At 65.8% G+C, this 13101-nt stretch carries 7 protein-coding genes; 6 read left to right on the plus strand and 1 reads right to left on the minus strand.

Annotation, left to right across the window (positions count from 1 at the left end; translation table 11 throughout):
* Window positions 1-87 precede the first annotated feature (87 nt).
* The 6 genes from ASILVAE211_RS14330 to bcsD are packed head-to-tail and all read left to right on the plus strand — an operon-like array spanning window position 88 to window position 12130.
* Window positions 88-1155, plus strand: a complete 1068-nt coding sequence (locus ASILVAE211_RS14330; protein ID WP_227322020.1) for a glycosyl hydrolase family 8 — start codon at window positions 88-90, stop codon at window positions 1153-1155.
* A gap of 20 nt (window positions 1156-1175) precedes the next feature.
* Window positions 1176-2231: a hypothetical protein gene (locus ASILVAE211_RS14335; protein WP_227322021.1), complete on the plus strand. Its 1056-nt coding sequence runs from the start codon at window positions 1176-1178 to the stop codon at window positions 2229-2231.
* Window positions 2232-2289: 58 nt separating this feature from the next.
* On the plus strand, window positions 2290-3132 hold the full coding sequence (locus ASILVAE211_RS14340) for a cellulose synthase operon protein YhjQ/BcsQ (RefSeq protein ID WP_227322022.1): 843 nt from the start codon (window positions 2290-2292) through the stop codon (window positions 3130-3132).
* 32 nt (window positions 3133-3164) lie between these two features.
* Window positions 3165-7706, plus strand: a complete 4542-nt coding sequence (gene bcsA, locus ASILVAE211_RS14345) for a UDP-forming cellulose synthase catalytic subunit (RefSeq protein ID WP_227322023.1) — start codon at window positions 3165-3167, stop codon at window positions 7704-7706.
* Entirely contained in the window at window positions 7703-11593 is a 3891-nt protein-coding gene (locus ASILVAE211_RS14350) for a cellulose biosynthesis protein BcsC (RefSeq protein ID WP_227322024.1), read from the plus strand. The genes bcsA and ASILVAE211_RS14350 overlap by 4 nt, the downstream gene beginning before the upstream one ends.
* A gap of 27 nt (window positions 11594-11620) precedes the next feature.
* Window positions 11621-12130: a cellulose biosynthesis protein BcsD gene (gene bcsD, locus ASILVAE211_RS14355; protein WP_227322025.1), complete on the plus strand. Its 510-nt coding sequence runs from the start codon at window positions 11621-11623 to the stop codon at window positions 12128-12130.
* 13 nt (window positions 12131-12143) lie between these two features.
* On the opposite strand, the gene ASILVAE211_RS14360 is transcribed toward bcsD, so the two are convergent.
* Entirely contained in the window at window positions 12144-13076 is a 933-nt protein-coding gene (locus ASILVAE211_RS14360) for a hypothetical protein (protein ID WP_227322026.1), read from the minus strand.
* Window positions 13077-13101 lie beyond the last annotated feature (25 nt).

The following is a 13101-nucleotide window of genomic DNA, read 5'->3' on the forward strand; positions in this document are numbered from 1 at the left end:
GGAATTGCATTCCGCAATCCCTGGCCGTCAGCTCTAATGCTCCCGGCGCCGGATTCTTACCGCCAGATTTTAGCGTCCTGGTGACTGATGCCTCTGTCACGCCGTCACATTCTGGGCTGCGGCGCAGCCGGTGCGGTCTTTGCCTTGGCCCCAAGCCATAGGGCCGCGGCAGCGCGCGCCAATTTCCCGATCAACGACCCTGACTGGATTTCGTTCAAAAGCCGCTTCGTGACGGCTGACGGACGCGTGGTCGATACCGGCAATAACGGCATCTCGCATTCCGAGGGGCAAAGCTACGGCATGCTCTTCGCGCTGACCTTCGGCGATCAGGCAAGCTTCGACCTCATCAAAGGCTGGACCGCGAAGAATCTGTCGCGGCCGACGGACGCGCTGCATATCTGGCGCTACCAGCCCAACCAGAAAAATCCGACGCCGGACGACAATAACGCGACCGACGGCGATCTGGTCATTGCCATGGCCCTGAGCCGCGCGGCGACCCTTTGGGGGCGCGCCGATGATGGCAATCAGGCGCGCGCCATTGCCCAGGCGATCCGGCAGAAGCTGATCGTCAATGCCGGCACCCGGCTGGTGCTGCTGCCCGGCGTAAATGGTTTTCAGCGCAAATCCGAAATCATCGTCAATCTCTCCTACAACAACTTCGTCGCCTTCCGGGAACTCGCGGTCATTGACCCCTCGCCGCTGTGGCAGGTGCTGGGCCTGGATGCCTTGTCCCTGATTGAGGCCGCACGCTTCGGTCGCTGGCAATTGCCGCCGGATTGGCTTGCCGTGCCACTGCACGGCGGCACCGCAACGATTGCGTCCGGCTGGCCGCCGCTCTGCTCCTATGATGCGATCCGCGTGCCGCTGAATCTGGTCTGGGGGCAGAATTTGCCATCTGCCGTCGCCGCGTCTTTCGAGGATTTCTGGGCGACCGGCGCCCACTATCAGCCGGCCTGGGCCAATCTCAAGACCAATGCGGTATCCACCTACGCCGCCGCCGGCGGACTCGTTGCGGTTCGCGATATAACCGGCGCTACTTCGCCCCAATTAGGGCTTCCCGTTCTGCCGCAAGTACAGCAATGCACCGACTATTATTCCTCGGCGCTGGCTTTGCTGTCCCGCATCGCATGGGCCGAGGGTTACGGCGGTGGCTAACATCAAAGGTGCTTTAGGCAATGACTAGGTCTCAAGCTGATGTGGACAAGGTGATGGCGGCTTTCGGCGCGGCGCCGATCCGCTACCGGGCCAGCCAGGAACGCGCCGTGACCGGAAATGAAAGCGCGTCGCGCGCTTTCGAGACGGCGATCCTGCGGCCGTCGAAAAGCGAACCCCAATTGAAGACCGAAAACCCAGCCCCGGGCGAAGGCGGCCATGTGCGCGAGATTTTTCCGCTGCTGTCGCGCGCAGTGCCTTCGGTGGGAGATGTCTCGGTCGACTCGGTAAAGCGCCCGGGCGACGAATTGCCCGCCCCGCCCGAGCCCGAGGTCGTCATGTCACCCTTCGACCAGGCGCTGGCGGAACAGGCCGCGCTGAGAGCGACTGCACAACCGGCCAGCCCCGAATTGCCATCCGCACCCGCCTATGCCGCACCGCAGCCGCCCGCACCGCAGCCGCCACCGCCTCAGCCGGCCGCGCCCCTGCCGCCATTGCGGAGCCACGCGGACCTGATCCAGCGCTTGTCCCCGCAACCGCCCGCGCCTCAGCCGGCCGCGCCTCAGCCGGGGGCGCCTCAGCCGGCCGCGCCCGTCTACACCCAGCAACCGCCTCCGCCGCAGCAAGCGGCACCCGTCTATGCGCAGCAGCCACCGGCGCCATTGCCACCGGCACCCGCCTATGCTCCGCCGCCGCCTCAACCGGCTGCCGTTCAGCAGAGCTATGCTCCCGGATATCCGCCGCCGCACGCCTATTACCCGGCACAGCAGCCGCCGATGGCCCCTGGCTATCCGCCCGGATATCCGCCGCCGGCCTATGCGCCCGGATATCCTTATCCGCCACCGGGCGCGGGCTATCCGCCGCCTTACGCGTCGCCTTATCCGCCCCAACCGGCGCCTTATGCGCCTCCGGGATATCCGCCGGCCTACCCGCCAGCGCCCTATCCCTATCCGCCGCCGGGCGCATTGCCCTATGGCGCAGCGCCGGCAGCGGCACCTGTCCAACCGCCGGCCGCCGCCGAACCGGTTAATCTCGCCGAGGTCTTCGCGGCCCTGCAACGTGCGCGCGGTGGCCAGTGATGACACATCCGCCTCGACCTGGCCTTGACCTCTCGTTTCATTCTGACGGTCTGCACGCATGCCGCTGATTGTTTTCGCATCTCCCAAAGGCGGCGTCGGCAAGACGACCCTGGCCGCCAATACCGCGCATGAATTCGCACGCGCGGGCTACCGCGTGGTCGCGCTCGACCTCGATACACAGAATGCGCTCGGCATGCATTTCGGCGCTGACCCCTATGAGCGCGCCGGCTTCATCACGTCTCTGACGACCGCGCCTGACCCAAGGCGGGCCTGGCAGATGCATTTGCAGATGACGCCGTCCGGCATCGCCCTGCTGCCCCACGGCCATTCGACCTTCCAGCAGAGTTTTGCGATCAACGCCGATCTGATCGCGCAGCCGGCTTTGCTGCTGGCACCGCTGCGCGACATCCTGGCTGACCCCGAGGTCGTCATCATCGTCGATACGCCGCCCGGTCCGGGTGTTGCATCCTCGGTCGTCGCGACGCTTGCCGATTTCATGGTCGTCGTTCTGCTGTCCGACGCCGCTTCCATCGTGCAGCTGCCCAAGATCGACGGACGCGGCATGTATCGCAGCGCCGCCGGAAAACCTTTTCCCATCGACCGCACCGGGTTCATCGTCAACCAGATCGATATGCGCAGCCGACTGTCCCGCGCCGCCGCCGAGGCCGCCGAGCGCCATCTGGGCAGCCGCCTGCTCGGCCGCGTCTATCGCGACGAGCATGTGCCCGAGGCGCTGGCCCGTCAGGCGTCGGTCAACGGCTATGCGCCGGGCAGCAAGGCGGCCCAGGATATCGCCGCTATCGCCAAGAAGATCGTGGACATGATGGCGCAAGGCCCCCGCAGCGATGTCCCATCCGAGGATGGCGAACCCGCGCCAGCCCCGACCTCGACCCAATCCTGATGAGCGCTTCAGAAGCCGGCGGAAGAACGCGGATGTCCGATCTCTTCAACAACAAGATCAGCGGTATCGTTTGCCTGGTGGTGGGCATCGCCATGCTGGCCTCCATCGCGACAGTGCCGCTGACGGTGGGCCAGCAGGCGGCCGTTGGCGTCGCCACGGCCGTTCTGTTCCTGGTCGCCAATCGCTTCAGCGACAAGCGCGTGACGCTGTTCCTGTCGATCCTGTCTCTCGCCATGTCGGCGCGCTATATCTACTGGCGCGCGACCGAGACGCTGACCTTTCAGACGACGACGCAATTGCTGCTCGGCTCGCTGCTCGTCATCGCGGAATTCTACGCGGTCGTCGTGCTCGTGCTGGGGTATATCCAGACCGCCTGGCCGCTGAGCCGCAAGCCCGTGCCCTTGCCGGACAACCCCGAGGAATGGCCGACGGTCGACGTCTATATTCCGACCTACAACGAATCCATGGACGTTGTCCGCGCAACAGTTTTGGCCTGCGCCGCGCTGGATTATCCGACGGACAAGTTCCGCGTCTATATCCTGGACGACGGCAAGCGTGATGAATTCCGCCGCTTCGCCGCCGAGGCCGGTGTCGGCTATCTCATCCGCCCGAACAACAAGCACGCCAAGGCCGGCAATCTTAACCACGCCATGACGGTCACGAAGGGTGAGTTCATCACCATCTTCGACTGCGACCATATTCCCGTGCGCGCCTTCCTACAGCTGACGGTCGGCTGGCTGGTGAGGGAAAAGAACCTGGCCATGGTGCAGACGCCGCACCATTTCTACTCGCCTGATCCTTTCCAGCGGAATCTGGCCGCCGGCCAGCGCGTGCCGCCCGAAGGCAACCTGTTCTACGGCCTGCTACAGGACGGCAACGACTATTGGGACGCGACCTTCTTCTGCGGCTCCTGCGCCGTCATCCGTCGCGCGGCGATTGAATCCATCGGCGGCTTCGCGACCGAGACAGTGACCGAAGACGCCCATACCATGCTGAAGCTGCATCGCCGCGGCTGGAGTTCCGGCTATCAGAAGATCCCCCTGGCGGCCGGTCTCGCGACCGAGCGTCTGATCCTGCATATCGGCCAGCGTATCCGCTGGGCGCGCGGCATGATGCAGATTTTCCGCCTCGATAATCCGCTGATGGGGCCGGGCCTGCAACTCGGCCAGCGGCTTTGCTACATGAATGCGATGGTGCATTTCTTCTTCGGCATTCCGCGCCTGATCTTCCTGGTCTCGCCGCTCGCCTATCTGCTGCTGTTCCAGAACATGATCGCGGCGTCGCCCTTCGCGATCGCCGCCTATGCGATCCCGCATATCTTCCACTCGGTGGCGACGGCCTCGCGCATCCAGCGCAACTGGCGCCATTCCTTCTGGAGCGAAATCTACGAGACGGTGCTGGCGCTGTTCCTGGTGCGCGTCACCATCGTCACCATGCTCAACCCCCGGGCCGGCAAGTTCAACGTGACCGACAAGGGCGGCACGCTGAACCAGGGGTTCTTCGACCTGCGCGCCGTCTATCCGAATATCATCTGCGCCTTCGTGGTCTTTCTGGGCATCCTGCGCGGCGTCTACAGCATGATCTTCTGGAAGACGACGACGCTGGAATTTCAGGCGCTTCTGCTCAACACCGTCTGGGCCACGATCAGCCTGCTGATCCTGCTTGCGGCCCTCGCCGTCGGGCGTGAGCGCCAGCAGCTGCGCGCCCGCGCCCGCGTGCGCGTCGACCTGCCGGCGATCGTGCATCTGTCCGACGGGCGCGTCTTCACCGGCCGCGTGCAGAACCTGTCGCAAAGCGGCGCGCGCACACTTGTGACGCGTCCCGAGGAAATGCCCGATGATCAGGAAATTCTCCTCGAAATTCCGCTACCCAGCGGGTCCGCCCTTATCCCGTCCCGCTATCTCCGCTGGAACGAAAAAGAAATGCTTCTGAATTTTGAGCCGAAGACTTTGGCTGACGAATCGGCCATCATTCAAAGCGTCTTCGGTCGTGCGGATGCCTGGGTGGAGTGGACCGACTTCCCCAAGGACCGGCCGCTGGTCAGCCTTTGGAACGTGCTGCATTCGATCGGCGGACTGTTCCGTCCGCCTGAGAAGGTGCAAGCCACGCCGCAGGAAAAGGCGCAGATCGAGGCTGCCATCCGCAGCGGCCTTGCTCGCGCCAATATGGGCATGACGGGCGATGCGCCCGCCCCGGCGGCAGCCGCCTCCAAGACCGCTGCCGCTGCCGGCGTCGTACTGCTGCTTCTGGCGCTGACGCCCTTCGCCGCCCATGCGCAGACGACCACCATCCGGCCCCTGCCCACGGCCGCCGCAACGGGGGACGGCGTGCCGCTGCCCAATATCAGCGTGCCCAATCCGGCTGCCACGCCCTCGCCCTCGCCCGCCGCCACGGCGCCGGCCGCCCAGCCGGCAGCGGCAGCCCCTGCCGCCGCCATTCCGACGGGCAGCGTCGACACCCAGACCTTCACGCTGAAACAGCTCGGGGCGAGCGGCCAGCTGGCCTTGCGCGGCACCAGTTCGCTGCAAGGCGTACAGTTCGGCGTGCGCAGCGACGAGGTCGTAACCGGCGCCACCCTGAACCTGTCGGGTGCCATGTCCCCGGCATTGATCCCGGCGCTGAGCAACATCACCGTCACGTTGAACGATCAATATGTCGGCACCATTCCGGTCGCGCAGCATCAAAGCAATTTCACCCTGTCGCTGCCGATCAACCCCGTGTTCTTCCAGGGCGCGAATTCGCTGAATTTCCGGCTGACCGGCGCCTATACGCAGCAGTGCAACGATCTGCTGAGCGGCCTCATCTGGGGTACGGTCTACAACAATTCGACGATCACGCTGACCGTGCAGCATCTGCCGCCGCAGCGCGACCTGGGCCAGCTGCCCTTGCCCTTCTTCGACCAGCATGACAACAGCATGTTGATGCTGCCCTTCGTCCTGCCGGGCCAGCCCGACGACGCCACCTTGCAGGCCGCCGGCATCGTCGCCTCCTGGTTCGGTCAGCAGGCGGATTTCCGCAGCGCCAGCTTCCCCGTCTCCACCACCCCGCCCAGCGGCAATGCCGTCATGGTCGTGGTCGGCAACAATAACAACCTGCCCGGCCTGCCGCCCATTACCGGGCCCAGCGTCTCGCTGATCCCTAACCCCACCGATCCGCTGGGTACGCTGCTGGTGATCGCCGGCCGTGACGGGTCTGAAGCCGTGCAGGCGGCGACGGCTCTGGCACTCGGCTACCGCACCATGGGCGGCACGACGGTGCAGGTGACGCCGCCGGACGTGCCGCCGCGCCAGCCCTATGATGCCCCAGCCTGGCTTTCCACCAACAAGCCGATACGGCTGGGCCAGATCACCGACAGCCATAACCTCAACGGCACCGGCTATGACACGCTGGTTCAGGTGAGCTTCCGCGTGCCGCCGGATCTCTACACCTGGCGCGATCGCGGCTTCCCGCTCAATGTCGCCTTCCGGGCGCCACCCGCGCCAATCGAAAACCTTGCGCTTTCACGCCTGGATATCGGCATCAACGGCATCTACCTGCACTCGATCCCGCTGGCGCAGGCGGAAACCGGCGCCTGGTGGCGCGACTGGCTGCCCGTGATCGGCGCCACCGGTCCGTTCCACACGGTCTATGTGCCGCCCTATGACGTCTTCGGCGCCAACGCGCTGCAATTCTTCTTCGACACGCGACCGCTGAACCGTGGCGCCTGCGTGGCTGCTCCGGCCGATCCGACGCTCGGCATCGATCCCAATTCCACCATCAGCCTCGGCCGCGCCTATCATTTCGCGGCTATGCCCAATCTTGCCTTTTTCGTCAGCGCCGGCTTCCCCTTCACCCAGATGGCCGATCTGTCGAACACCGCCGTGATGGTGCCGGATACGCCGTCCACCGGCGAACTGAGCGCCTATCTGCGCCTGATGGGCCGCTTCGGCTATTGGACGGGCTACCCGACGCTGCGCGCGACGGTGGTGCGGCCGGAGGAAGAGGCCTCGATGCATGACAAGGACATCGTCGCCATCGGCACGATCGCCCATCTCGGCAGCCTGACCGACGTCATGCAGAACATGCCGCTGTCGCTCGACAACGGACAGATGACGCTGAAGCTGAACGACAGCCCGCTCGGCACGATTTACCAGCTGTTCGGGGGTGGTCACCGCAACGATCAGCAGCGCGCGGCCGCGACTCTGTCCGCCGCGACCAACCAGGACACGGCCATCGTCGCCAGCGGGCGCTCGCCCTTCGGGTCCGGCCACCACACCGTCGTGGCCCTGCTGGCCGGCACGCCGCAGGGGCTGGACACGATCATGACCGGCTTCACCGACCCGACGCTGAACCCGCTCATTCAGGGCGATTTCAGCATCCTGTCGGGCGGCCAGGTGACATCCTACCGCCTCCAGCCGACCTATACCGTGGGCTCGATCCCCTTCTGGATGTGGCCGAGCTATATGCTGCGTAACCAGCCGCTGATGATCGTCATCGTCATGATCATCGGCTGCGTGCTGCTGACGCTGGCGTTGCACGCCACGCTGCGCCGCCGCGCCGCCGTCCGCCTCAAGGCGCTGGGGGAAGATCAATGATCCCTCGCCTGCACATGTCCTTGTCGCGTTTTCACGGGGTCTCGCTGATCGCCCTGGCGGCCGCCATGCTGCCAGCGGCGGCCTTCGCCCAGACACAGCCGGTGCCGTTGCAACCGCAAGCGCAAGCGCAGCCGGCTCCGGCTCCGGCACCGGAAACGGTTGCGCAGCAGCAAGCCCAGCAGCAGGCCCAGCAGGCCGCGGCCCAGGGGGCTGCCGCCCCGGCTTCGACCGGCAATCCGGCGCTGGACGTGCTGCTGAAGCAGGCAGCCTATTGGCGCGACCAAAACAACCCGACCCGCGCCATGGATGCCGCCCAGCGCGCCCTGCAACTCTCGCCCAATAACCCGCAGGCGCTGGCCATCGTCGCCGAGGTCCAGGCCAGCCAGGGCAATGACGCCCAGGCCAAGCAGACGCTTGAGACCCTTCAGCACAGCAGCCCCAATGCCTCGGAAATCTACAAGGTGCAGCAGGCGGTGCGCGTCGGCGCCATCAGTCCCGATGCGCTCAACAACGCGCGCCAGCTGGCCCAGCAGGGCAATGCGCAGCAGGCCGTGCAAGCCTATCAATCCGTCTTCGGCACGGGCGCGCCGCCGGATTCCCTTGCCGTCGAATATTACCAGACGCTGGGTGCCACGCAGAACGGCTATACCGGCTCGGTGCAGGGTCTAGCGGATGCCGCGCGGCGCAACCCGAACGACCTGCGTGCCCAGTTGGCCTATGCCCAGGCACTGACCTATCGCCAGGATACGCGCCAACAGGGCATCGACCGCCTGCAAGCGCTGACGGCCATTCCGTCTATCAGCGCCCAGGCGCAGAACAGCTGGCATCAGGCCCTGGCCTGGCTGCCGCAGGATCCCAGTTCGGCCCCCGCCATCAAGGCCTATCAGGCGCGCTACCCGAATGACGATTCGACCCAGACCCTGCTGGCCAATGCGCTGAAGCCGCCGGCCGAGGCGCCCGGCGCCCAGGCGTCGCGCGAAGGCTACGACGCCTATCATCGCGGCGATCTGGCCCAGGCGCAGACGCTGTTTCAGACCGCGCTGAACACCGACCCGAAGGATGCCGGCGCCACGGCGGGCCTCGGCCTGGTGCTGCTGCGCCAGGGCAAGACCGCCGACGCGACGACGATGATCAACCGCGCCATCGCGCTGGACCCGAAACAGGGTCCGGGATTGCGCGCGGCCCTGGCCGGGTCGCAGACGGGGGCGGCCTTCGCCAGCGCCCAGGCCGCCAGCCGCCGCGGCGACCTGCCGGCGGCGGAAGCGCAATATCGCCGTCTTCTGGCCCAGCAGCCGGACAATAACGGAATCAAGATGGCGCTGGCCGGCGTGCTGTCGCGCGAAGGCAATCAGTCGGACGCCAATGCCCTGCTGGCCGAGGTGGAGCAGAGCGGCGGCAACCTGTCTCAGCAGGCGCGCGCGCAATTGCTGGCCCAGCAGGCCGCCAATATGCCGGACGCCGCCGGCAAGATCGCGCTGTATCGCTCGGCCGTCGACGCGGCCCCCTCCGACCCTTGGCTGCGCCTCAATCTGGCCCGCGCCCTGGCGGCCAACGGCCAGGCCGGCGAGGCGCAGACGGTGATGGCGGCGGTGACCGACGTCTCCCGCCCGTCGAGCGCCGCCGTGCAGGCCGGCATCATCTTCGCCAATGAGCAGAACGACCCGGCCGAAGCCGCGCGGCTGGTGCAGATGGTGCCGCGCCGCCAGCGCACGCCCGAAATGCAGGCCGTGCTCGATCAGGCCCAGGTGCAGGGCCAGATCGCGGCTGCCGTCGCCATGGCCCCGGCCGACCCCATGAGCGCGCGGCAGCAATTGCTGCTTCTGGCCGCCAAGCCGGACCCGACGGGCGCGCGGGGGCTGGCCATCGCCAAGGCCTTCGTGTCTCTCTCCGATCCCAGCGACGCGCTGGCCGCCATCCAGACCGCTGCCGCCACCAATCCCAATGCCGGGGCCGCCGCGCGGCTGAACTGGGCGCAGGGGCTGCTGGCCGCCGGCAACCCGGGTGCCGCCGCCACCCTGCTCGCCGCCATCTCCCCCGATCAGCTGACGCCGGACCAGCAGCAGAGCCTGCAAGGTTTGCAGAACGGCATCGCCATCCGCAGTTCGGACAATCTCAATACTGCCGGCCGCACGGCGGATGCCTATGACCAACTGGCCCCGGCGCTGTCCCGCACCCCGAACGACCCGGCGCTCAACAGCGCGCTGGCCCGGCTGTATCAGACTGCCGACCAGCCGCAGAAGGCGCTGGCCATCAACCAGCGCATCCTGGCGATCGACCCCAACAACGCGGACGCCCGCCAGGGGGCGGTCGCCGCCGCCATCCAGACCGGCGATTACAGCCTTGCGTCCCGCATGGTCACCGACAATATGGCGCAGAACCCGAACGATCCGCAGAACTGGATCCTGGCCGCCGATATCGCGCAGGCGCGCGGATTGCAGGCCGATGCGCTGCATGACCTGCGGCAGGCGCGCGCGCTGCGCGAACAGCAGCTGGGCTATGCCAGCGTCCCCGGCGGCGCCAATCCCAGCTTCATGCTGGCGTCCAACGGCAATGCGGCGATGGCGCTGGGTGCGGTCTCCACCAATCCCTTCCGCAACGGGCCTGACAGCAGCAGCATGGACAGTGCTGCGACCGTGCCGACCGGCGTCCTGGCGGGCAGTGGCCTGGTGACAGGCGGCAGCACGCTGGCCAGTGCGCAGTCCAGCCTGGCGCCCTCGGCCAGTACCGCCTCGGGCAACGACCCGATGATCGCCGATCTCGATACCCGTATCGAGACGATCAAGACGAATATCGCGCCCTATATCGGTGCCAGCACAACCTTGCAGCTGCGCTCGGGCAGCGCCGGCACCAGCCAGCTCGCCAATTTCGGCGTGCCCATCGAGGCCAGCTTCTCGCCGGGTGGTGTCGGCCGGGTGACAATGACGGCGACGCCGACCTATCTTTCCGCCGGATCGGTCGGTTCAGCGATCTATGATCAGGACCAGTTCGGTGCCGCGCTTTTCAATTCCAGCGCCGGAATCCCCGCTATCGGCCAGCAGACCGCGACCGGTCTTGGCCTTGACCTGAGCTACAAATATGACTGGCTGTCCGCCGATATCGGCTCCACGCCGATCGGCTTCAAGATCAGCAATATTATCGGCGGCGTTGAACTGGCACCGCAGATCACCAACCAGCTTACCTTCCGCGCGACGGGTGAGCGCCGGGCGGTGGCGGATAGCCTGCTTTCCTATGCCGGCACCAGCGATCCGCTGACTGGCACGACCTGGGGCGGCGTCACCCGCACCCGCGTGCATGGCCAGTTGGAGTTCAATCCTGGTCTCGCCAGCTTCTATGCCGGCGGCGGTTATGACTGGCTGAACGGCCAGAACGTCATGAGCAATAGCGAGATCGAACTCGGCGCGGGCGGCAGCTACCCGGTCTATAAGACGCCGGCCGATGAAGTGCGCGTCGGGCTTGACCTCATCTATTTCGGCTATTCCAAGAACGAGGATCACTTCACCCTGGGCTATGGCGGCTATTTCAGCCCGCAGACCTATGTGGCGGCCATGTTCCCGGTGAGTTGGACGGCGACGCGCGGCAAGCTGACCTATAAGCTCGGTGCTTCCGTCGGTTTGCAGACCTTCAACGCCGATGGCGGCAATCTCTATCCCAACAATCCCACGCTACAGGCTGGCGCCGTCTCCATCGCTGCATCCAATGCCCAGGTTCAGGCGACCTATGACAGCGACAACCAGACCGGCATTGCTGGCGGCGTCAACGGCAGTTTCGAATATCATCTGACGCCGATGCTGACCGTCGGTGGCACCGCCGCCTACCAGAAGTCCGGCAATTGGAATGAAGCTGACATGATGGCCTTCGCCCGCTATACGTTTACGGATTCGGAATGACCATGCTTAACGGGACAATTTCCTGATATGCCCGACAGCCTGGAGACGAGCAGCGCACCTGGTGACGGACCGGCGCAGCGGAGCAATCCGCGCCGGGACGGCAGCAATCGCCCCATGCCGGACTGGCGTCCCTTCCTGCGCGCCATGGCCGAGGAACTGGATACGGTCGCCGGCGCGGCCGGGCGCGACGCGCTGCTGCATGGCGTGGGCCGGCAGATGGCCTTGCAGCACCCGCTGTCGCACCAAACCTCGACCGCGGCGCTGGCCCTTGAGATGAACGAGGTGCTGGAGAATTTCGGTTGGGGCCATGTGCGCATCACCTTCTCCCCAGCCGACGCCTGCCTGATTTTGAGCCATGCCGGGCTGCCGCGCATCGGCGGCCGGGGCGAGCCGCCGGGCACCTGGCTCGCTGCCGTGCTGGAAGGGCTTTACGAAGGCTGGCTGGCGCAGCAGCCGGGTGCCGACGGCAGCCTTGTCGCCCGCCGCTTGGGGATGCTGGATGCCGATACCATCGTGATGCGCTACGGCCAGCCCTGACACCGGGCGGGTTTCAGCCTGCCGCCTCCGTCTCCAGCCCCTTCAGCGTGCGGGTGACCAATCGCAGAGCAGTCAGGCGGTCGAAGACCTTCGGATAATGCGTTCTGAGATAGTCGCGGGCGCGCGCCTCCTGCACCTGATAGATGCCATGATCGCGCTGCGACGGATTGCCCGCCCCTGAATCGGAGAAGGGCGCATGGCGAAAGCCCCGCCCGTAATCCAGGAAGCGATAGCCCGCCAGACGGAGCGCGCGGAACCAGGATGTGCCGATATCCCCCGACATGGACCCGAAGGGCAGGATATCGCCGACCGGCGCGACTTCGCCGCGCAGGGCCTTGAGGCTGATGAGGCAGGCGAATTCATTCAGCCGGCATTCCGGGAAGGGCATCGGCCGGTCCTTCTGAATGGACCATTCCGGCGTGCGCGGCCCGGGATGGGCGCGCACGACCGCAATCGCTTCCTCATAACTGGGCTTAAAATCTTCATGGCTTGACCCGGAGCACAGTTCCGCGAAAGCGGCCGGGCAATTCCAGCATTGGCCGATCTGCCCGACGCCGACGAAGACATCGCTGGCCGCTGCCGCCATCTCGCTGATGATGTCGGAGGTGAAAAGACAATCATTATGCGTTACAAACAGAAAATCCTGGGCGCTGTCCTCCCAGGCTTTCTGGTATCGCAATGACAGGCGATAGGCATCATCCCGCAGAATTCTGGCTGTATCGACGAAGTCATGGCCGATGCGGACCGGCGGAATATACCGGTCAATCTCAACGCCCGGAAAACAGCGACTGAGATAGTCGACCGTTTCCCCAAAGGGTTGCGTGCCGTCTTCCTGCAACAGAATTCTGCCGATCCGGTGCCCGCTATGCCGCAACAGGGAAGCCAGCGTGACCGCCGTATTATAAGGCCGGCCGTAGACGCATAAGGCAACGTCAACTTTCGGCATTGCGTCATTTGATGTCGAATCAATC

Origin of the sequence: Acidisoma silvae (genome assembly GCF_020618775.1) — a bacterium.
GTDB classification, from domain to species: Bacteria; Pseudomonadota; Alphaproteobacteria; order Acetobacterales; family Acetobacteraceae; genus Acidisoma; species Acidisoma silvae.

Bases quoted from the DNA above. Each gene is read 5' to 3' on its own strand.
- ASILVAE211_RS14330 (WP_227322020.1), top strand. From the start codon at position 88: ATGCCTCTGTCACGCCGTCACATTCTGGGCTGCGGCGCAGCCGGTGCG.
- ASILVAE211_RS14360 (WP_227322026.1), bottom strand. From the start codon at position 13,076: ATGCCGAAAGTTGACGTTGCCTTATGCGTCTACGGCCGGCCTTATAAT.
- ASILVAE211_RS14335 (WP_227322021.1), top strand. From the start codon at position 1,176: ATGACTAGGTCTCAAGCTGATGTGGACAAGGTGATGGCGGCTTTCGGC.
- ASILVAE211_RS14340 (WP_227322022.1), top strand. From the start codon at position 2,290: ATGCCGCTGATTGTTTTCGCATCTCCCAAAGGCGGCGTCGGCAAGACG.
- bcsA (WP_227322023.1), top strand. From the start codon at position 3,165: ATGTCCGATCTCTTCAACAACAAGATCAGCGGTATCGTTTGCCTGGTG.
- bcsD (WP_227322025.1), top strand. From the start codon at position 11,621: ATGCCCGACAGCCTGGAGACGAGCAGCGCACCTGGTGACGGACCGGCG.
- ASILVAE211_RS14350 (WP_227322024.1), top strand. From the start codon at position 7,703: ATGATCCCTCGCCTGCACATGTCCTTGTCGCGTTTTCACGGGGTCTCG.